We start from the raw sequence: 20,976 nt of genomic DNA, 5'->3' as shown, positions 1-20,976 counted from the left end.
TCGCCTCACTGGTACACGACGACCTTGTCGCCGTTCCGCACCTGCGCGTACAGGTCCGCGATCGTCCCCTCGTCCCGTACGTTGACGCAGCCGTGGGAGGCGCCCGCGTAGCCGTGGGCCGCGAAGTCGTACGAGTAGTGCACGGCCTGGCCGCCGCTGAAGAACATGGCGTAGGGCATGGCCGAGTCGTACAGCGTCGACCAGTGCTCGCGGGACTTCCAGTAGACCTCGAAGACGCCCTCGCGGGTGGGCGTGCGCTGCGAGCCGAAGCGCACCGCCGTCGTCGACACGGTCCGGCCGTCGATCATCCAGCGCAGGGTCCGGCTCGACTTGCTGATGCACAGCACCCGGCCGGTCAGGCAGCGCGGGTCGGGCGCGGCGGCCGGCTGCCCGCCCATCAGGTACAGGTCCCACTGGCCCGGCTCGTGCGTCATGTCCAGCAGCCGCTGCCAGGTGGCCGTGTCCGTGGTGCCGGTCCTCGGCAGCCCGCGCTTGCCCTGGAAGCCGCTCACCGCCTGCCCGGTCGGCTCGTCGTACGTCCCGGTGGGCCCGTCGTCGAGCCATTCGACCTGGCGCAGCCGCGCCTGGAGTTCGCGTACGTCCCGGCCGGTGTCGCCGCTCTTCCAGAGCACCCGGGCCGGCGGGCGGGCCGGCGGGGCGCTCGACGGCCGGCGTTCGGCCGGGCTGCGTCCTTCCGGGCTGTGCTCTTCTGGGCTGTGCTCTTCCGGGCTGTGTCCGCCCGGGCTGTGCTCGGGAGAGCTGTGCCCGGGCGTGGCCGCCCTGGAGACGTCGATGTGCACCGGCGCCCGCCCCTTCCCGTCCGGGCCGGTGCCCTGCACGGTGCAGCCGCCCGCCACCAGGGCGGCCCCCAGGGCGAGGACGACCGCCCGTCCCGTGTTCCCCATGCCCCTCATACGCATCACGGCTCCCCGCCGTCTCACGGTCCCGCACGGATGTTCCCTGACTCCTGCACGAACGTCCCTGAGATGTTCCCCCCGGAAGACGCCCCGTGAACGGCACGGCATGGTTGTGACCGGGACCGCACGGAGCTTGTGAGCAAGGTCCCAGCGTGGGTCACTCCACCGGGTGCAGGCGCGCGGATACAGTCCGTCGGGGAATTCGGCCTGCACTGCGGGTAAGCAGACGGGTAGTTCGAGCATGTACTCAGCGGGAGGCACCAACCATGACGCGTGAGTCCGAGTCCGGGCTGCCCATCGAACCGGTCTACGGTCCCGACGTCCTGGCGGACTGGGACCCTGCGCGGCAGCTGGGCGAGCCGGGGGCGTTTCCGTACACGCGCGGTGTGTATCCGTCGATGTACACGGGCCGGCCGTGGACGATGCGCCAGTACGCCGGCTTCGGTACGGCTACCGAGTCCAACGCCCGGTACAAGCAGCTGATCGCGAACGGCACGATGGGCCTGTCGGTCGCCTTCGACCTGCCCACCCAGATGGGCCACGACTCCGACGCGCCGATCGCCGGCGGCGAGGTCGGCAAGGTCGGCGTGGCCATCGACTCCATCGACGACATGCGGGTGCTGTTCGGCGGCATCCCGCTGGACAAGGTCTCGACGTCGATGACGATCAACGCGCCCGCCTCCCTGCTGCTCCTGCTCTACCAGTTGGTCGCCGAGGAGCAGGGGGTGAGCGCCGACCGGCTCACCGGCACGATCCAGAACGACGTGCTGAAGGAGTACATCGCGCGCGGGACGTACATCTTCCCGCCGAAGCCCTCGCTCCGGCTGATCGCGGACATTTTCAAGTACTGCCGGGCCGAGATCCCGAAGTGGAACACCATCTCCATCTCCGGCTACCACATGGCCGAGGCGGGCGCCTCTCCCGCGCAGGAGATCGCCTTCACGCTCGCGGACGGCATCGAGTACGTGCGCACGGCGGTCGCCGCCGGCATGGACGTCGACGACTTCGCGCCGCGCCTCTCCTTCTTCTTCGTGGCGCGTACGACGATCCTGGAGGAGGTCGCCAAGTTCCGCGCGGCCCGCCGGATCTGGGCGCGGGTGATGAGGGACGAGTTCGGCGCCCAGAACCCCAAGTCGCTGATGCTGCGCTTCCACACGCAGACGGCGGGGGTGCAGCTGACGGCCCAGCAGCCCGAGGTGAACCTGGTCCGGGTGGCCGTGCAGGGCCTGGGCGCGGTCCTGGGCGGCACGCAGTCCCTGCACACCAACTCCTTCGACGAGGCCATCGCCCTGCCGACCGACAAGAGCGCGCGCCTCGCGCTGCGCACGCAGCAGGTGCTGGCGTACGAGACGGACGTGACGGCGACCGTCGACCCCTTCGCCGGTTCCTACGTCGTGGAGAAGATGACCGACGACGTCGAGGCGGCGGCGCTGGAGCTGATGGGCAAGGTCGAGGACCTCGGCGGCGCGGTCGACGCCATCGAGCACGGCTTCCAGAAGAACGAGATCGAGCGCTCCGCCTACCGCATCGCCCAGGAGACCGACTCCGGCGAGCGGGTCGTGGTCGGCGTCAACCGCTTCCAGCTCGACGCGGAGGAGCCGTACGAGCCCCTCCGTGTCGACCCGGCCATCGAGGCCCAGCAGGCCGAGCGCCTGGCCAGGCTCCGCGCGGAGCGCGACCAGGGCGCGGTGGACGCCGCACTGGCGGCCCTGAAGAAGGCCGCCGAGGGCGAGGACAACGTCCTGTACCCGATGAAGGACGCGCTGCGCGCCCGCGCGACCGTCGGCGAGGTGTGCAACGCGCTCCGCGAGGTCTGGGGGACCTATGTGCCCTCGGACGTCTTCTGAGGCTCGGGCCCCCGGGCCGGGCCGCTGCCCCGAGAAGGTGACCGAGGAGCGTACGGCCCGTCAGCCGGCCAGCCCGAACCGGCCCAGGTAGCCGTCCAGCCCCTCCGGCGTGTCCCCGGCCCACCCGACGTACCCGTCCGGCCGTACGACGAACAGCCCCGCGCCGTACGCTCCGTGCGCGTCCCCGCGCACCACCCGCACCGCCGCGCCCACGTTGCCGGGCGCGTCGGCGCCCAGGGCCAGCAGGGTCCAGTGCGGCCCGCGGAAGGCGTCGAAGAGCCGTACGCCGCCCACCCGGCCGTCGGGGGCCCGGTCCCCGGCCCGCACCGCGCCCTCCGCGACCGCCGCCCGTGCCTCCACCGTCAGGGACGACTCCCGGTAGCCCAGCCCCATCTGCCGCGTCGCCCCGCCGCGCTGCACCTTGCCGTGGTGGACGTCGGTCGACAGTTCGATCATCTGCTCGGCGATCGGGCGCCGTTCCTCCTCGTAGCTGTCCAGGAGGGCGGCCGGGGCGTGGCCCGCCAGGACCGTGCCCAGCTTCCAGCCCAGGTTGTAGGCGTCCTGGACGCTGGTGTTCAGGCCCTGGCCGCCCGCCGGCGAGTGCACGTGGGCCGCGTCTCCCGCGATGAAGACCCGGCCCGCCCGGAAGCGGTCGGCCAGGGCGGCGCGCGGCCGGAAGTCCGTGGCCCAGCGCACCTCGGTCACGTCCTCGGGGGCGAGGTGCGTGCGGTCCGCGACGACCTTGCGGATGGCGTCCGGACCGAGGTCGACGACCGCGCCCTCGTCCAGGAACTGCGCGATCAGCTGGAAGTCCTCGGTGCCGGCCAGCGGGCAGAGGGTGAGGATGCCGACGTCGTCGGTGGGCGGGAAGATGTGCCAGTTGTCGCGGTCGAGGCCGGTGATCCGGACGTCCGCGACCAGCGTCGGCTTCGGGTCGACGGTCTCGCCGGTCATGCCGACGCCCAGCGCGCGGCGCACCGCCGACCGGCCGCCGTCGGCGGCGACCAGGTAGCGGGCGTGTACCGTGCCGCCCGAGGAGAGGTGCGCCGTGACGCCGTCCGCGTCCTGGTCGAGGCCGGCGACCTCCTGGCCGAAGGCGACCTCGCCGCCCAGTTCGGCCAGCCGCGCCGCCAGGATCTCCTGCGTCCGCCACTGCGGCACCATCCACGTCCTGTTGTACGGCGAGTCCGCGCTGGGCCGCACCGTCGGGTCGAACATCTGCTGCTCGCCGACCCGCTCGCCGTCGCGCCAGACCATGCCGACCGGGTAGGTGCCGCCCACCGCGTGGAGGGCGTCGAGGACCCCGAGGTCGTCGAAGACCTCCATCGTGCGGGGCTGGAAGCCCTTGCCCCGCGAGCCGGGGAACAGCGCGTCCGCGCGCTCCAGGACCAGCGCGTCCACTCCGCGCCGGGCCAGGTCGACCCCGAGGGCGAGACCGGTGGGGCCCGCGCCGACGACCAGTACGTCCGTGTTCATGCGCATCTCCTTAACTTCGTTAAGTGCCGCTTGGGTCCGAGGATGGCCTTAACGGCGTTAAGCTGTCAAGCGTGAGTACGGAACGACGCGCCCCCCTCGACCGCCGACGGGTCGCGGACACGGCGCTGAAGCTGCTGAACGAGGTCGGTCTGGACGGCCTGACCCTGCGCGCCATCGCCAGGGAACTGGACGTCAAGGCGCCCGCCCTCTACTGGCACTTCAAGGACAAGCAGGCCCTGCTCGACGAGATGGCCACCGAGATGTACCGGCGGATGGTCGCCGCGACCCCGCTCGACCCGGCCGACACCTGGCGGGAGCGGCTGCTCAAGGCCAACCGCGGCCTGCGGGCGTCGCTGCTCGGCTACCGGGACGGCGCCAAGGTCTTCAGCGGCTCACGCTTCACCGGCGCGGTGCACGCCCAGCAGATGGAGGAGACGCTGCGGCTGCTCATCGCCAGCGGGCTCACCCTCGCCCAGGCGGTGCGGGCGGCCACGACGACGAACCTGTTCACGCTCGGCTTCGTCACCGAGGAACAGGGCGTCGAGCCCCTGCCCGGCGAGCGCCGGGAGGGCTTCGACGTGGACGAACGCGCCCGCCTGCTGGCCGACTACCCTCTGACGGCCGCGGCGGGCGCGGAGATCTTCACGGACTACGAGAAGCACTTCGAGGAGTCGCTGGCCCTGGTGATCGAGGGCCTCGCGGTCACCTACGGCCTCGACTGAGCGGCCCCCGCCGCCTTGCCGGCCCCGCCCGCCCTGGCCCGCTGCGCCGCAAGGTACCGGCGCACCGTGCGGGTGACGACCGGCGGCAGCAGGTCGATCGCGACCCGGCGGGGGAGCGAGCGCGGCTTCGGCGGCCGGGACGCGGTCCGGCCCGGCGTGCCCGCGGTGCCCGGACGGCTCGCCGCGGGCGCCGCCGGAACGGGCGCCGGTGCGGGCGCGGGCTTCGGCGCGGGTTCCGGAGCGGGCGCGGGGTGCCGGGAGGCGGGGAGCGAGGGCGCCGGCGACAGCCGTTTGACCCGGGCGCGGGTCCGCACCAGCCGGTGCCCCGCCGCCTGCTCCACGGTCACGGCGATGTCCTCGCGCTCGCCCAGAGCGGCCAGCAGCTCCTCCTGGACCGGCTCCGGGTCGCCCCAGGTGCCGTACAGCTTCTGGCTGCTCAGACAGACCGGGCGCAGCCCGCGGTTGAGTACCGCCTCCCAGGCCGCGACCGCGACGCCCGGGGTGTGCTCGCTGCGGAAGTCGTCGAGGACGACGATCCCCTCGGGCACCAGCAGCTTCTCGGCGGCGCCGATGTCCCCCTCGACGTGCTCGTACAGGTGGGAGGCATCGACGTGCACGAAGCGGCAGGAGCCGGGTGCGACCTCGTCGACCACCGCGGAGCTGGGGGCCTGGACGATCGTCGGCAGGCTGTCGTGGAAGGAGAGGTAGTTCCGCTCGAAGGCCTGCCGGGTCAGCGAGGAGTACGACTGCGCGGCCTCCGCCCGGTTGGCCGCGTCCGGCGGCTCCGCGCCGAACAGGTCGCAGACGGTGAGCCGCTCGTCGTCCCGCAGCCGGTCGCCCAGCAGGATCGCGCTCTTGCCCAGGTAGGCGCCCAGCTCCAGCAGATCGCCGTGCGTGTCCAGCCGGTCCTGGCGTTCCAGGAACCAGGAGAACAGCATCTGGTCGAGCGGCCAGAACCAGCCTGGCACGTCGTTCAGCTCACCGGGGTACTTGTGCGTCTCTTGAGCAGTCGCCATGGGGAAGAGGATGCACCCGCGGCAGGCTGGAATCAGCCTTTACGCACAATCTTATGGACGGAAGATCACAGAAATCGCTCAACGGGTTAACGCCGTCACCCACAGTGCCCAGCCGCCCGCGCCGCCGACCGGCGAACGGTCGGCGCACGGTCGGTGCACGGCGCGGCGGCACGGTTCGGGACGGCCCGGGTACACGGTTCAGGACGCGCGCAGGTACGCCGAGTGGGCCGCCTTCCCCAGGTACGTGAAGCGGGTCTCGCCCTTCAGATGACCGTCCAGGGCCTCCTTGATCCCCGGCCACTGCGCGTCCCCGTAGTCGTCCAGGACGACCACCGCGCCGGGCGCGGCGATCTCCTCGGCCCACTGCAGGTCCTGCGCGACGCCGCCTGCCGAGTGGTCGCCGTCCACGACGATCACCCCGTAGCGCCGGTCCGAGACGGCCGCGCGGGTCTCGGGGTCCTCGGAGTAGCCCCGCCGGATCCGGGCCGCCGTGCCGGCCGCTCCGGCCAGCGCGAGGTTGGTGCGTACGGCGTGCTCGTCGACCGGGGCCCCGGTCGGGTCGGCGGCCTCGCCGGTGCCCGGCTGGAGCTGGATGCCGGCGAAGGGGTCGACGATCGTCAGGTCCGGACAGCGGCCGTCGCGCTCCATCATCCGCAGCAGCCCGGCGGAGAACATGCCGTACAGCGTGCCGATCTCCAGGATGTCGTCGTTCGGCGGGTCGAGCAGCGGGACGGTGGCGAGCTTGCCGCAGATGTTCATGGTGCCGCCCGCGATCCGGCCGACCCCCAGCGACTCCAGGGCGACCAGCAGGCGGTAGGCGGCGGCGACGTTGCGCTCCGCCGCGTCGCGGTCGTCCGCCAGGGCCGCGACCTCGCCGTAGAGCCGCTCCAGCGGGGCGCCGGCCAGGATGCGGGAGTTGCGGCGTCCGTGCGGGCCGACGAGCAGTTCGAAGGAGAGCAGGCGGTGCCTGAGCCGGTCGACCTCGCGGGTCAGGCGCTCGGTGTCCCCGCCGCCCGCCGCCGCACCGGTCGTGCGCTTCAGCGCCGACCTGACCTGTCGTTCGATGCGCTGGTCGATCAGGTCGGCCACCGGGCGCAGCAGCCGCCGGGAGACCGAACTGCGGAGAAGTGCACGGCTGTTCATCGTCCGGGGACCTCGATCCGTTGTAGAGCGTCCGTGGTGGGGCGTCTGTGGTGGAGCGTTCCGTTGTGGGGGTCCGTGGTGGGGCGGCCGGGTCAGCGCGGCTTGGAGAGCGCGGTCCGCAGCCGGGGGGTGAGCGTGTTCTCGACGTACCGGTTCAGCAGCCACGCCAGCACGAGCATGGCCACGACGGTCAGCCCGAAGGTGGCGTACGAGGGGATGCCCAGGTCCTGGTGGAGGGCCTCGATGACGACCCAGCCCAGGTGCTCGTGGACGAGGTAGAAGGGGTAGGTCAGCGCGCCCGCGACCGTCAGCCAGCGCCAGTTCGCCCAGTGCAGCCAGCCGAGCGCGATGGCGGCGACCAGGGCGAAGCCGAGGGTGACGACGAGGATGATGCCCAGGGACGACCGGTTGGCGAAGGCGTCCGGGGACGGGGGGCGCCACAGGCTCTGCACGGTGGCGTGCTGCCCGAGCAGCCAGCTCACGGCGACGATGCCCCAGGCGTACACGTCCCGCCGGTCCCGGTGCACCAGGTACAGGCCGATGCCGCCGATGAAGTACGGGGCGTACTCGGGCATCAGGGTCAGGTCGAGCAGCGGCTCGTCCGCCGCCTGGGCGATCACCGCCGCCAGCGTCCAGCAGGCGCAGAAGAGGATCACCCGCCGGCGGGTGGCGCCCGGCAGGACGACGCAGAGGGCGAAGAGGGCGTAGAAGCGGATCTCCACCCACAGCGTCCAGTCCACGCCGAGGACCCGGTCGGCGCCGGTGGACTCGTGCAGCAGGGTCAGGTTCGCCAGGCCGTCGCTCGGCGACACCGTCGCGTAGGCGACGGACGGCAGAGCGAACACGAGCGTCACCAGGATCACCGCGGCCCAGTAGGCCGGCAGCAGCCGGGCGGCACGGGAGGCGAAGAAGGACCGCAGGGACCGCCCCCACCCGCTCATGCAGATGACGAAGCCGCTGATCACGAAGAACACCTGCACGCCCAGGCAGCCGTACGCGAACAGCGTGTGGAGCGTGGGGAACTGCAGCTCGGCCGACGACCCCCAGGCCTTGGTGACCTCGCCGCCGCGTCCTCCGTAGTGGTACGCGGCCACCATCAGCGCGGCCAGCAGCCGCAGCCCGTCCAGGGCGCGCAGCCGGGGCACCCTGCGCGCCGGGGGAGCGGATTCCGGCGCGGGCGTCGGCGCGGATTCCAGGGCTTCCGGGGCGGATTCCGGCGCGGGCGCCCCCTCGGCCACCGGTCGGACGGGCGCGCTGGTCACGGAATTCTCCTCGGCGGATGTGTGGCAGCGGTGGCACCGCTGTGAGGTACCGGAGCACGGTAACCAGTACGTCAGTCCGATTCACACACGAGATTGTTCGATGCAGCAACGATTCGCCCTGTGGACCCGGCCCGTTCACCTGTGCGTCGCTATTGCTTTCTAAATTCACCCGACATCCCCCACCCCGCAGCCGGGAAAACCGCTGTGCCGAAGAAGTAAAAAAGACGCGAAAAAGAAGACCAGGAGTGGCATGACGAGGGTCCGGAACAGACGTGAGCGCGGGGGTGAGCCGGCCGCCTGCCTGCGCGCCTGCGCGGTGCACAGCGGCAAGCTGGTGGGCAGCCTCGACCGGCGCCGCGTGGAACTCGCCGAGGAACTGCGCAAACTCCTCGTCGTCTGGGGGACCCGGAGCACCGAGGAGCCCGCCGCGCCCCCGTCCGGTGCCACCGCCCTGCTCAAGCGCGCCGTCAAGGGCGCGCCCGCGCCCGCCCCCGCCATCCCGGGCGACCTGCTCGACGCGCTGCTCGCGGTGGGCAACAAGGCGCTCCAGTGCGGCTACGACGACGAGCTGAACCTCGCCCTCGTCGTCAGCGACACCGTCCTCGCCCAGCGGAAGAACTCCCGCGCCGGCTGGCGGCTGCGCGCCCGGCTCCTCGAGGCGCTCGGCGACGAGGCCGGGGCAGTCGAGGCGTACGAGAAGTACCTCGCGCTCACCGACACCGACGGGTTCGGCATCCGCTCCCGCGTCGCCGGTCTGCGCGGCGCGGCGGAGCAGGAGCGCGAGCTGCTCGGCCTGCTGGCCCGGCAGTGCCCGCGCGCCCGGGACCACGCCCGCCGCCCGGCCACCGACGTGTGGGCCGAGGGGCTGGCCGCGCACGACGCCGGGGACTGGGCGGCGGCCGAGCCGCTCCTGGTGGGAGCGCTCCTGATCCTGGCCGAGGACCAGGCGCCCGCCGCCGGCCTGCGGGAACTGCTCGACCAGTACCTGGACCTGCGCATCCCCCTCGACCGGGACCTGCCGGCCCTCACCGAGGTCCTCGCGCTCTACGCCGAACAGCGCCGCAACCGGATGCGCGGCCCCGTCGCCGACCCCACCGTCGGCGGCGTGCGGTGGATCTCCCTCGGCGAGTTCCGCAACCGGATCGCCGGCAAGTCCGTCTGCCTGGTCGCCAACTCCGGCCGGGTCGGCGCCGGTTCCCTGGGCCCCGAGATCGACGCCTACGACCTCGTCGTGCGCTTCAACTCGTACCGGATCGACCCCCAGCACACCGGCAGCCGCACCGACATCCACGCCACCATCCACAAGCACGCCTTCAACTGGGACCAGAAGGTCTCCACCCGCCTCGTCTTCGGCGGGGTCTCCGGCGACTGGAAGTGGTCCCTGCGCAACCGCCTCGTCCCCGGCGCCCAGGAGTACCTCGGCGACGAGTCGCTGCGCTGGCCCGTCCGCAACATCGGCAGGCTCGGCTCCGACGCCTGGTCGGGCATCCCGACCACCGGCTTCAACATGCTGTTCCTGCTGGACTTCCTGGACGTCAGCCCGAAGCTCGACCTGATCGGCTTCGACTTCTACGAGAGCGGCGCCTACCGCGTGCCGGAGGCCATGAAGCTCGCCATCACGTCCGTGCACGAATACACCAGCGAGAAGGAATGGGTCATGCAGCGGGCCCAGCACGTGACCGACACGAGGATATCCCTGCGATGACGACGACCTCCCCGGCACCGGCCGCCGCGTCCCCGGCCCCGGTGACCGCCGCCCACGACCTCACCGGCAAGCGCCGCATCGCCTTCGCGTCCTACGTCGACGAGAACTACCTCCCCGGCTTCCTCGCCCTGCTGCGCAGCCTCGCCCTGTCCAACCCCGGGGTGTGCGAGGACTTCGTCGTCCTCCACGACGACCTGCGGCCCGCCTCGATCGCCAGGATCCGCGCCCTGCACCCGCGCGTCGTGCTGCGCCGGGTCGACACCGGGCGCTACGACGCGTACAAGAAGGGCGACCAGGACAACTACCTGGTGCGCAAGGCGTATTTCATCCTGGACGTCTTCCGCATCCGCGAGTACGACACCGTCATCACCCTCGACACCGACATGGTCGTCCTCGGCGACCTCGGCGAACTGCTCCGCCTCCGCGAGGGCCTGGCGGCCGTCCCGCAGTTCTTCTACGGGCAGCACAAGCTCAACTCGGGGCTCCTCGTCATCCAGCGGCCGTACCTGTCCGACGCGTTCTGCGCCCGGCTCGACGCCACCGGGCACAGCGGCGACTACGAGCTGGACAAGCACGACCAGGGCATCCTGAACGCCGTCCTGGACGGCGACTTCGTCCGCCTCGACGCCCGCTACAACTTCGTCAAACGGCGCCTGTCCGGCGACCTGCCGGTCCCCGACGACACCGCGATCCTGCACTTCACCGGGCGGCACAAGCCCTGGCAGGGCGGCGAGGCCGGGTACGCCCTGGCCGAGGACCGCTGGCGCGAGTTCGACCTGAGCGACGCCGAGTTCCACGCCGCCTGGCTCGACTCCCCGGGCGCCCTCCACCACGACCTCCTGGTGCACTTCGGCACCCCGCACGTCAGGCGCACCGGCAACGTCGAGTACGCCCGCAAGGTGGCCGCCGCGCACATCGCGGCCGGCGACTACCAGGACGCCGTCGACATCCTGAGCGGCGTGCGCATCCCGCTCGACGAGGCGTGGCCGCACGAGGTCCTCGGCCAGGCCCTGATGAGCGTCTCGCGCGACGAGGAGGCCAGGGCCCGGCTGCTGCTGGCCTCCGCCGCCCCCAACCGGGCCGCCGTCGCCCACGCCCGGCTCGCCCAGATGGCCTGGGTGCGCGGCGACGACGCCGAGGCACTGCGGCACGCCACGGCCGGGCTCTCCGTCGACATCACCCACCGCTCCAGCCGCCTGTGGGCGCAGCGCGCGGCGACCGTGCCCGCACAGGAGCTGGGCGCCCCCGAGGACCAGCTCGCCCACGTCGCCTTCTACATGGACCGGCAGGGCAACGCCGGCGACAAGCTGCTGCCGGAGACCGTGCGGCTCGGCTTCGGCGCGGACACCACCAGCCGGCGCTGGCACTCCGTCCACGCCCACCGCTACTTCGACCGGGCGGCCGTGGCCCGGGTCAACGCCCGGCGCGGCCTGGTCATCGGCGGCGGCGGACTGTTCATCCCGGACACCATGCCCAACGGCAACAGCGCCTGGCAGTGGAACGTCCCCGACGAGCACCTGCGCGCCGTCGACGTGCCGATCATGGTGTACGCGGTCGGCTTCAACGCGTTCGACGGGCAGTCCTACCGGGCCGGCCGGTTCCGGGAGAGCCTGCGCCTGCTGGTGGAGAAGTCCTCCTTCTTCGGGCTGCGCAACCACGGCTCGATCGCCAAGGTCCGGGCCATGCTCCCCGCGCACCTGCACGACAGGGTGCGCTTCCAGCCCTGCCCGACCACGGTCAGCCGGCAACTGGTCCCCGGCTGGACCGACCCGGCCGACCGCGAGGACACCGTCCTGCTCAACGCGGCCTACGACCGCGCGGGCCTGCGCTTCGGCCACGACTACGGGCACTTCCTCGGCGAGATCGCCAAGGCCGTGCGGAGCATCGGGGCGCACACCGAGGTCCGGTGCGTGGCCCACTCGCTCGACGACGAGAAGATCGCCTTCGACCTGCGGCGCGAGTACGGCATCTCGCTGCCGGTCGTCCCGATGTACGACTTCGACAACGACGAGATCCGCGACCTGTACGCCAGGACCCGCCTGGTCATCGGTATGCGCGGCCACGCGGGCATGATCCCGTTCGGTGTCGGCACGCCGATCGTCAGCCTGATCTCGCACCCGAAGATGGCGTACTTCCTGGCCGACATCGAGCGCCCCGAATGGGGCGTGTCCGTCCATGACAAGGACCTGGGCGCCGTCCTCACCGAGCGGGCCCTGGGCATCCTGGACGACCACGCCGGGACGGTCGCCGACGTCCACGGCCGCCAGCGGGAGCTGTGGAAGGTCACGGAGGCCAACGCCGCCGACATCAGGGCGATCCTCGGCTCCTGACGCCGACGCGCCGGCCCCCTGCCCGGGAGGGCCGGCGCGTCGGGGTCAGCGGCCCACGGCCTTCTTCACCAGGCGCCCCAGCCGCGAACCGCCCCCGCCGCGCTCCCGGTCCTGCTCGTACGCCCTGCGCACCTGCGCGAAGTGGTCGGCGCGGGTCCGGCTCAGATAGGCGTCGGACGTCAGCGGCTTCGCGATCGACCAGGCCCGCCGGTGGTCGCCCGCGTAGTGCGCGACGTAGGCCTTGGCGAACTCCAGGACCGGCTTGAAGGGGATGCCGCCGGTGTGGTCCAGGTCGACGCGGTCCTGCACGGCGCTGATCAGCGCCAGCTTCTCGTCGACGGTGTAGGCGTCCTCGGCGATCCGCCGCAGCACCTCCTCGGGGATCGGCCGGACCACCTCGAAGGCGAGCGTGGAGCGGATCGGCGGACCGGCGATCTCGACGTAGGGCAGCAGCGCGCCGGTGCTGTGGTGCAGCCACGGCAGCCGGGGGCGGGCGAAGTCCTGGTGCAGCACGACCGAGCCGGGCCGCAGCCGGGTGAGGAACCGCTCGGTGACACAGCGGAAGACCCGGGCGGTCTTGGCGATGTCGACGTGCAGGAACTCCACCGGGCCGGTGTCCAGCGGGTCGGAGGTCTGCCACAGGTCGCCGGCGTGTATCTCCAGGAACGGCAGGAACGGCTCCAGCCGGGAGCGGAAGTCGTCCAGGAAGGAGTCCTCGCCCTCCGGCCTGCTGCCCGAGGTGAAGAACTTCTCGCTGGCGAACGTGCCCTTGCCGATCCGGAAGAAGTCGTAGGCGTGCAGCCGGCCCGTCCGCTCGTCGAAGACGGGACTCTCCCGGAGGCCGAGGGCCAACGCGTACGTCGACCCGCCCCCGCCCGACCCCAGTTCGACCAGCCGGTCCCCGCCCGTCAGGTGATGGCGGCCCAGCAGGTAGAGGAACCGCAGCTCCCAGGAGCTGACCTGGGAGTAGGGGATCGCCTCGCCCGGCAGGCGGACGTCGTCGAGGAGGTCGTAGAGCCGGCCGAGGTGCGTCATGTCATGCCTCACGGGATCGGTGGCGCGGAGGTATGGGAGGTGGCGTGCGATCGGTGGCGCGGAGGCGGGGGAGGCGGCGTGCGCGGGGTCAGCGGCGGCCCACCCGGCGCTTCAGACCGCGGGCCGTGCGCACCACGCGCCGTGCCGTCGCGTTGCGGGGCAGGAAGGCCAGCTGGGACGGGACACCGCCGGGCAGGCCGAGGGAGGTCAGGCGGCGCTTCTTGAAGTACCGGCGGGTGCCGGTGTCCAGGTGGGCCCGCAGGTACTCCTCGGCCGCCGGGCGCAGCTCGGGCAGAATCTTGGGCTGCATCGCGAACCCGACGGCCCGCACCAGCGAGGCGAGGGCGTCGGTGCCGGTGCCCGGCCGGCGCTCGGTGACGGCGGCCGGCTCGGACGGCTCCGGCAGCAGCGCGTCGACGATGGTGACCGGGACGCGGTTGCTGTTCTCGTACGGCGTGAGCCGCTCGAGCAGCGTCTCGGTGCCCACCCGGGCGACCGGCAGGCCGTACAGCGCGGAGGCGGTGATCAGGGCCGTGGAGAAGCAGCCCACCACCAGCGCCGGACGCATCCGCCGGTACAGCACCTCGGCGAGGACCGGCGTGTCCACCACGGTCAGTTCGACGCCGAGCTTCTCGGCCTCCTGCTCCAGCGTGCTGGTGTACCGGGCCGGGGCCGTGGGGTGCGGCTTGAACACCACGCGGGTGTGCCCGAGGCCGACGGCGCCCGTCAGCATCCGCACGTGCAGGTCCTCCTCCTCCTCGGCGGTCAGGATGCCCAGCGCCGACAGGTACTGCCCGAGCAGCACCGCGGGCCCCTCCACGTCCGGCAGACCGGCGCCGGTGCCGGCCAGTTCGGCCAGCACCTTGGTGAACGCCTCCGTCGGCACGATCTCCGCCCCGACCTCGAACTCGGTCAGCAGCAGCGGCGCGAGCCCCGGCACCAGGTCCAGGTGGAGCAGCCGCTCCACGCGCGTGCCGACCAGCGGGTCGAGCTTGTTGCGGGTGGGGCCGTAGCTCATCAGGCCGTCGGCGTAGACGGTGAGCGGCGCGTCCGTGAAGATCTGCGCCACGCCGAGCGCCGGGTGCACCTGGATCGACTCCACGGCCAGCGCCACGTCGTCGTCGCCGAGCCCCCAGGCCAGCCGCAGATACCGCTCCCACATCGGGGCGTCGTCCACCCGCGGGGACCAGCCGCCGGGGTGGAAGGGGAAGATCGTCTCGTTCCACGACAGCACGTCGTCGAAGCGCGTGCGCAGCTCCTCGAAGCCCGGCATCACGTCGAGGGACGGCGTCGTCTCGGGCGTCGCCGCGTTGTTGGAGACCAGCAGGATCCGCCGGTCGGCCGCGTCGAAGCAGCCGCTGTCCAGGGCGGCGGCGAGCGTCGCCGCGCCGTACAGGGTCGACGCCATGAAGATCTGCGTGGTCACGCCGCCACCTCCGCACCCGGCAGGGCGCGGCGGCGCAGCCTGCGCAGCCGGGTGGCCCGCTCGGCGTCCATCGACCCGAGTACGTCGTCGAGCGCGTCCTGCGGCATCCGCCGCAGCGCGGCGGCGCTCATCGCCTTCAGTTTGCGGGCCACGGCAGGCTCGAACCTTTCAACGGAACCGAGATGGTGGGAGATGATCGCGCAGTACGTGCGCACGGCCTTCGGCAGCAGGCGCGCGGCGTCGGCGTCCCCGGCCGCGCCCGCCACCACCTCGTCGAAGGCCCGGACGAAGTCGAGCTGGCGGACGTCGCCGATCTGGGTGAGCGAGGACGCCACCCCGCGCCGGTAGAAGACGCCGAGCAGCCCGGTCACCGCGAACGACTCCGCCTCGCGGTGCAGCTTCCAGATCCACGGCCGGTCCTCGGCGGTGCGCAGCCCGTCGGTGAAGTGCAGCAGCCCGCGCTCGACCAGCCGGCGGTGGTAGACGCCGGCCCACGCGTAGGCGTAGTCGACGGAGGTGGAGCGGTGCGCGGGCAGGATCGCGTCGCGCGGGTTCAGCCGCACGTTGCGGCGGCCGTGCGGCACCCGCTGCACCAGCCGCGCCCGTGCCGTGCACTGGACGTGGTCGGTGCGTACGAAGTCGCAGCCCAGGTCCTCGATGGCGGCGACGAGCCGGTCGTAGTATCCGGGGGCCAGCCAGTCGTCGCCGTCCAGGAAGGTCAGGTACTCGCCGCGCGCCCGGTCGATGCCGGTGTTGCGGGCGGTGGCCAGGCCGCCGTTGCGTTCGTGTCGGACCAGCACCGCCCCCGGCAGCTCGGACTCGGCGCGTTCGAGCAGGTCCGCGGTCCCGTCGGACGAGCAGTCGTCGACGAGAATGAATTCGAAGTCGTCCCGCGCGTTCGCGCGCAGACTCCGCAGGGTGTCGGGGGCGTACTGCCGCACGTTGTAGAACGGCACGATGACGGAGAGCTTGGGCACGGGAATGACGCTAGGCGGCAGCCCGGCACCGTGCTTTACCTGAACCTTGACACGCGGTGAACGGGGCGTGGCGAAGCCGTGAAGCGCACGCTCGTAAAAGCGCCGGGCGGCCTGATTCCCCATTCGTCGATGTTCTGTTCACCGTTTGTTGGATTCCGGTTGGGCGGTTCCTAGAAATGCCTTCCTAGCGTCTACGACGTGCCAGCAAGTGCAACGAAGGCCCTGCGAGTCGCCGTACTGGCGGATTCCGACACCCGGTGGAAATGGGGCGCGCTCACCGCGTCCCGCGTCTCCCCCGAGACCCCCGACGACACGGACGTCCGTCTCGACGGCTACCTGCTGCGCGGCCGAGCCACCCCCACCGCCCGCCAGCTGCGGGAAGTCGGCGTCGACGCGGACTCGCTCCGCGAGGTGACCGCCGTCGAGTTCCTGCGCGCCATGGACGAGGCGCGGGACGAGGAGTCCTACGACCTCCTCGTCCTCGCCCTGGTCGGCGGCGGTGTCCAGGCGATGCTGCACGGGCTGGCCCGGATCTGGCAGGACCGCGCCGACCGGCCCGTCGTCGTCACGGGCTACGTCGGCGTCGTCTACGAGAAGCTCGCCGACGGCCTGCTGCTGCGGCACGGCGCCGACCTCGTCCTCGCCAACTCCCGCCAGGACGCGGACCGCTTCCGCGCCGTGTACGAGGGGGTCGGCGCCGACGCGTCCGCCGTGACCGAGGTCGCCCTGCCCTTCCTGGGCGGCGCCGCCTACGCGGGCGAACCGGCCGGCGAGGGCGGAGGGGAGCGCCCCTACACGGTCGTCTTCGCGGCCCAGCCCTCCGTGCCGGACAGTCGCCGGGACCGTACGTACCTCCTCGAACGGCTGATCCGGCACGCCCGCCGGCACCCCGAGCGCGAGGTCCTGCTCAAGCTGCGCTCCCGGCCCGGCGAGCACACCACGCACATCGAGGAGCTGCCCTACCAGAAGCTGGTGCAGCGGGCCGACCCGCCGGCCAACTTCCGCCTGGTCTACGGGCACATGGGCGAGGTCCTCGACCGCACCGACCTGCTGGTCACCGTCAGCTCCACGGCGGCCCTCGAATCCCTGCACCGCCGCATCCCCACCGTCGTCCTGAGCGACCTCGGGGTGCGCGAGGCGCTCGGCAACCACCACTTCGTCGGCTCGGGCTGCCTCGCCTCCTGGGACCAGCTCGACGAGGGCCACCGCCCGGCGCCCGACCCCGAGTGGGTCGCCCGGCAGGGCGTGGCGGCGGACGGCGGCTACGAGACCGCCTTCGACGAGGCGCGGGGGCGCATCGCCCGCCTCCTCGCCAGGACCGGCGGCCTGCCCCCGCTCGCCCCCTACTACACGCTGGTCACCGCGCCCGGCTATCTGCCCGGCATCCTCGCCCGCCACCACCTCGCCCCCGACGGCACCCCGCTGCCCGGCGCCCCCGCGGCCGACCGGGCCCCGGGACCCGTCCGCCAGGTCGTCCGCCGCGCCGCCCGGGGCGCCTACCGCCACGGCGTCCAGCGGGTGGCCCCGGTGATCCGCCGGATGGGGGAGCTGTGACCGGCCGCCCGACGCCCGCGAGCGCGGCCCCCTCCCGTACCCCGGCCCCTTCGCGGCCCCCGACCCCTCCGCGGACCCCGAACGTCCCGCAGCCCCCTGCGCAAGGAGCAGACCCCATGTCCCATCCGGAAGCGGGCCAGGGCGCCTCGGTGCGCCGGGTGCTCGCCGTCATTCCCGCGCGCGGCGGCTCCAAGGGAGTGCCCGCGAAGAACCTCGCCTCCGTCGGCGGCGTCCCCCTGGTGTCCCGCGCGGTGCGCGAGTGCCGGGCCACCCGCCTGGTGACGGACGTCGTCGTCTCCACCGACGACCAGGCCATCGCCGCCGCGGCCCGCGAGGCCGGCGCCGAGGTCGTGCTGCGCCCCGCCGCCATCGCCGGGGACACGGCCACCTCCGAGGCCGCCGTACTGCACGCCATGGACACCCACGAGGCCCTGCACGGTGCCGCCGTCGACGTGGTGCTGCTCGTGCAGTGCACCAGCCCCTTCATCGTCCGCGAGGACATCGACGGGGTGGCCGGCGCGGTCGCCGAGGACGGCGCCGACACCGCCGTGACCGTGGCCCCGTTCCACGGCTTCGTGTGGCGCGACGGCGCGGACGAGGCGTCCGAGGACGGGACGCGCCGGGACACCGGCGGCTACGGCGTCAACCACGACAAGGCGTACCGCCCGCGCCGCCAGGACCGCCCGCAGGACCTGCTGGAGACCGGCGCCGCCTACGCCATGGCCGCCCCCGGCTTCCGCAAGCACGGGCACCGCTTCTTCGGCCGCACCGAACTGGTCCGCACCGACGCGGCCCGCGTCCTGGAGATCGACGACCCGCACGACCTGGCCCGCGCCCGCGCCCTGGCCCCGCACTTCGACGCCGCCCGCCCGGGCGCCCTCCCGACCGCCGACGACATCGACGCGGTCGTCCTCGACTTCGACGGCACCCAGACCGACGACCGGGTGCTGATCGACTCCGACGGGCGCGAGTTCGTCTCCGTGCACCGCGGCGACGGACTCGGCATCGCCGCCCTGCGCCGCAGCGGACTGACGATGCTGATCCTGTCCACGGAGGTGAACCCGGTCGTCGCCGCCCGCGCGCGCAAGCTCAAGCTGCCCGTGCTGCACGGCATCGACCGCAAGGACCTCGCCCTCAAGCAGTGGTGCGAGGAACAGGGCATCGCGCCCGAGCGCGTGCTCTACGTCGGCAACGACGTCAACGACCTGCCGTGCTTCGCCCTCGTCGGCTGGCCCGTGGCGGTCGCGAGCGCCCACGACGCCGTACGCGGCGCGGCGCGCGCCGTCACCACCGTCCCCGGCGGCGAGGGGGCGGTCCGCGAGGTCGCGACCTGGCTCCTGGGCCCCTCGCTGGACGCCCTCGACCCCGCCGGCACGCCCGGAACCACCCTCGAATCCCCCACGCTCACCCAGTCCAAGTAAGGAATCCCCAGCATGAGCACCAACTCCCGCATCCGCAGCTTCGGCACCCGCGAGGCCGGCCCCGGCCGCCCCGTCTACGTCACCGGCGAGATCGGCATCAACCACAACGGCGAGCTGGAGAACGCCTTCAAGCTGATCGACGCCGCAGCCGAGGCCGGCTGCGACGCCGTCAAGTTCCAGAAGCGCACCCCGGAGATCTGCACCCCGCGCGACCAGTGGGACATCGAGCGGGACACCCCCTGGGGCCGCATGACCTACATCGACTACCGCCACCGCGTGGAGTTCGGCGAGGACGAGTACCGCCGGATCGACGAGTACTGCAAGACCAAGAACATCGACTGGTTCGCCTCCCCGTGGGACACCGAGGCCGTCGCCTTCCTGGAGAAGTTCGACGTCCCCGCCCACAAGGTCGCCTCCGCCTCGCTGACCGACGACGAGCTGCTGCGCGCCCTGCGCGCCACCGGCCGCACGGTCATCCTCTCCACCGGCATGTCCACCCCGAAGCAGATCCGCCACGCGGTCGAGGTCCTCGGCTCGGACAACATCCTGATGTGCCACGCCACGTCGACGTACCCGGCGCAGGCCGAGGAGCTGAACCTGCGGGTCATCAACACCCTCCAGCAGGAGTTCCCGAACGTCCCGATCGGCTACTCCGGCCACGAGACCGGCCTGCAGACCACGCTCGCCGCCGTGGCGCTGGGTGCCACCTTCGTCGAGCGCCACATCACCCTGGACCGCGCCATGTGGGGCTCCGACCAGGCCGCCTCCGTCGAGCCGCAGGGCCTGACCCGACTGGTCCGCGACATCCGCACCATCGAGGCCTCCCTCGGCGACGGCGTCAAGAAGGTCTACGACTCCGAGCTCGGCCCGATGAAGAAGCTGCGCCGCGTCACCGGTGTCGTCGCCGAGGCGGACATCGCCGCCGCCGCGGGCGAGCCGGTCACGGTCTGACCCCAGTACGGCACCCGGGGCCGGACGCCCTGTCCGGCGCCGGGTCCCGACACCCCCATCAGGCCCTCACCACGGGACGGTCCCACACCGATGAGCCCCCGCGCCGGGAACGCCGGCCCCCGCACTCTCGCCTTCGTCGAGAGCCCGGTACAACTGCTGAACGTGCTGGAGTGGGCGCACACCCGCGCACCCGGCGCGGAGCTCACCCTCGTGGTCCTCTCGCCCGTCGACCCGATGACCCGCGGCCAGCTGCGCCGGATGGCGGAACTGGCCCGCAAGGAGGGCCACGAGATCCGCTGGGAGGAGGCCAGGGGCGGCGCCACGGCGCCCTTCCGCACGGTCGGCGGCCTCACCACCGAGCTGCGCCGGGCGGAACGGATCGTCATGGGCGACCCCTTCTCCCGCTACGTGCAGCTGCTGCTGACCATCACCCGTGCCCACGACCTCGTCGTCGTCGACGACGGCACGGCCACGATGGAGTTCGTCACCCAGCTGGCCCACGGCGAACGCCTGGTGCGCTGGCACCGCAAGGGCAGTCGTCCCGGCCCGCGCGACCTGCTCTTCGCCCCGGTGTCCCGGTCCGCCCGGCACCGCCTGACCCCGGCCGGGGACCGCGAGGTCTCGGTCTTCTCCTCCATGCCCATCGAGGACGTCCCCCACGGCGTCACCGTCACCGCGAACGACTTCGCCTGGACCCGCTCCCGCTTCGGCCCGCCCCGTGTCACCCAGGGCGCCGACATGGTCGGCACCTCCCTGGTCGAGACCGGCGTGGTCGACGCCGACCGCTACGTGGACGCCGTGCGCGGCCTGGCGAAGGCGCACGGCGCGGCCCGCTACTTCGCCCACCGCCGCGAGAGCGCCGAGAAGCTGCACCGGCTGGCCGTGGAGACGGGGCTGCAGATCGTCCGCCCCGACCTGCCCCTCGAACTGATCGCCCGCCGCGGCCCGGTCGGCCGCACCGTCCTCAGCTTCCCCTCCACCGTCGTGCACACCCTGCCGCTGGCCCTGGCCGGCACCGAGGTCCGCGTCGCCGTCTGCGACATCGACCCCGCCTGGCTCACCGAGACCGCCTCACCCCGGGCGCGCGGCTTCCTGTCCGGCGTGACGGGCTCGGCCCGCGACGTCCACCGGCTCTCGGCGGTGACGGGCGCGGGGTAGGGGCGCGGGGCAGGCCCCCCGCAGGCACCCCCCGCC

16 protein-coding genes are annotated in these 20,976 nt (G+C 72.7%); 8 read left to right on the top strand and 8 right to left on the bottom strand.

Annotated features, from left to right (window positions below):
- Positions 1–5: 5 nt before the first annotated feature.
- Positions 6–920, bottom strand: coding sequence for a L,D-transpeptidase family protein (locus IG94_RS0124580; RefSeq protein ID WP_031041132.1), 915 nt, complete (start codon positions 918–920; stop codon positions 6–8).
- Positions 921–1,183: 263 nt separating this feature from the next.
- Here IG94_RS0124580 and IG94_RS0124575 point away from each other — a divergent pair, with 263 nt between their 5' ends.
- Positions 1,184–2,764 carry an acyl-CoA mutase large subunit family protein gene (locus tag IG94_RS0124575; protein WP_031041130.1) on the top strand — a complete coding sequence of 527 codons (1,581 nt, stop codon included), beginning with the start codon at positions 1,184–1,186 and terminating at the stop codon, positions 2,762–2,764.
- Between the two features lie 60 nt (positions 2,765–2,824).
- Here IG94_RS0124575 and IG94_RS0124570 read toward each other — a convergent pair whose 3' ends face one another.
- On the bottom strand, positions 2,825–4,240 hold the full coding sequence (locus IG94_RS0124570) for an FAD-dependent oxidoreductase (protein WP_031041126.1): 1,416 nt from the start codon (positions 4,238–4,240) through the stop codon (positions 2,825–2,827).
- Positions 4,241–4,311: 71 nt separating this feature from the next.
- Between IG94_RS0124570 and IG94_RS0124565 the strand changes: the two genes are divergently transcribed.
- Positions 4,312–4,962 (top strand): TetR/AcrR family transcriptional regulator, encoded by a 651-nt coding sequence (locus tag IG94_RS0124565; protein WP_031041123.1) that lies wholly within the window; start codon positions 4,312–4,314, stop codon positions 4,960–4,962.
- Here the strand turns inward: IG94_RS0124565 and IG94_RS0124560 are convergent.
- From IG94_RS0124560 to IG94_RS0124550, 3 genes are all read right to left on the bottom strand, one after another.
- Positions 4,947–5,978, bottom strand: a complete 1,032-nt coding sequence (locus IG94_RS0124560; RefSeq protein ID WP_031041120.1) for a class I SAM-dependent methyltransferase — start codon at positions 5,976–5,978, stop codon at positions 4,947–4,949. The genes IG94_RS0124565 and IG94_RS0124560 overlap by 16 nt on opposite strands.
- 198 nt (positions 5,979–6,176) lie before the next feature.
- The gene (locus IG94_RS0124555) at positions 6,177–7,121 is read right to left on the bottom strand and encodes a class I SAM-dependent methyltransferase (protein WP_031041102.1); all 945 of its coding nucleotides are present in this window, start codon (positions 7,119–7,121) and stop codon (positions 6,177–6,179) included.
- Positions 7,122–7,213: 92 nt separating this feature from the next.
- Positions 7,214–8,383, bottom strand: a complete 1,170-nt coding sequence (locus IG94_RS0124550; RefSeq protein ID WP_078892414.1) for an acyltransferase family protein — start codon at positions 8,381–8,383, stop codon at positions 7,214–7,216.
- 250 nt (positions 8,384–8,633) lie between these two features.
- On the opposite strand from IG94_RS0124550, the gene IG94_RS0124545 reads away from it, so the two are divergent.
- Together IG94_RS0124545 and IG94_RS0124540 are read left to right on the top strand one after the other, a co-directional pair.
- Positions 8,634–10,088, top strand: a complete 1,455-nt coding sequence (locus IG94_RS0124545) for a glycosyltransferase family 29 protein (protein WP_031041097.1) — start codon at positions 8,634–8,636, stop codon at positions 10,086–10,088.
- On the top strand, positions 10,085–12,418 hold the full coding sequence (locus IG94_RS0124540; protein WP_031041094.1) for a glycosyltransferase: 2,334 nt from the start codon (positions 10,085–10,087) through the stop codon (positions 12,416–12,418). Before IG94_RS0124545 ends, IG94_RS0124540 begins: the two co-directional genes overlap by 4 nt.
- A 45-nt stretch (positions 12,419–12,463) precedes the next feature.
- On the opposite strand, the gene IG94_RS0124535 is transcribed toward IG94_RS0124540, so the two are convergent.
- The 3 genes from IG94_RS0124535 to IG94_RS0124525 all read right to left on the bottom strand — a co-directional run bounded on the left by IG94_RS0124535 (position 12,464) and on the right by IG94_RS0124525 (position 15,856).
- On the bottom strand, positions 12,464–13,453 hold the full coding sequence (locus tag IG94_RS0124535) for a class I SAM-dependent methyltransferase (protein WP_031041092.1): 990 nt from the start codon (positions 13,451–13,453) through the stop codon (positions 12,464–12,466).
- Positions 13,454–13,541: 88 nt separating this feature from the next.
- Positions 13,542–14,879, bottom strand: a complete 1,338-nt coding sequence (locus tag IG94_RS0124530) for a polysialyltransferase family glycosyltransferase (RefSeq protein ID WP_031041089.1) — start codon at positions 14,877–14,879, stop codon at positions 13,542–13,544.
- Positions 14,876–15,856 carry a glycosyltransferase family 2 protein gene (locus IG94_RS0124525; protein ID WP_031041085.1) on the bottom strand — a complete coding sequence of 327 codons (981 nt, stop codon included), beginning with the start codon at positions 15,854–15,856 and terminating at the stop codon, positions 14,876–14,878. Before IG94_RS0124525 ends, IG94_RS0124530 begins: the two co-directional genes overlap by 4 nt.
- A gap of 198 nt (positions 15,857–16,054) precedes the next feature.
- On the opposite strand from IG94_RS0124525, the gene IG94_RS0124520 reads away from it, so the two are divergent.
- From IG94_RS0124520 to IG94_RS0124505, 4 genes are all read left to right on the top strand, one after another.
- Complete coding sequence (locus IG94_RS0124520) at positions 16,055–17,410, top strand: DUF6716 putative glycosyltransferase (protein WP_031041082.1); 1,356 nt, start codon at positions 16,055–16,057, stop codon at positions 17,408–17,410.
- A 116-nt stretch (positions 17,411–17,526) separates the two neighbouring features.
- A complete protein-coding gene (locus tag IG94_RS0124515; RefSeq protein ID WP_031041079.1) occupies positions 17,527–18,831 on the top strand; it encodes an N-acylneuraminate cytidylyltransferase in 1,305 nt (434 codons plus the stop codon).
- Positions 18,832–18,843: 12 nt separating this feature from the next.
- Positions 18,844–19,782, top strand: coding sequence for an N-acetylneuraminate synthase family protein (locus IG94_RS0124510; protein WP_031041076.1), 939 nt, complete (start codon positions 18,844–18,846; stop codon positions 19,780–19,782).
- A gap of 90 nt (positions 19,783–19,872) precedes the next feature.
- Positions 19,873–20,940 carry a hypothetical protein gene (locus IG94_RS0124505; protein ID WP_031041073.1) on the top strand — a complete coding sequence of 356 codons (1,068 nt, stop codon included), beginning with the start codon at positions 19,873–19,875 and terminating at the stop codon, positions 20,938–20,940.
- Positions 20,941–20,976 lie beyond the last annotated feature (36 nt).

This window comes from Streptomyces olivaceus (assembly GCF_000721235.1).
In the GTDB taxonomy this organism is placed as follows: Bacteria; Actinomycetota; Actinomycetes; order Streptomycetales; family Streptomycetaceae; genus Streptomyces; species Streptomyces olivaceus.
The sequence above is the reverse complement of the archived record's forward strand: the minus strand, read 5'-3'. Positions and strand labels throughout refer to the sequence as shown.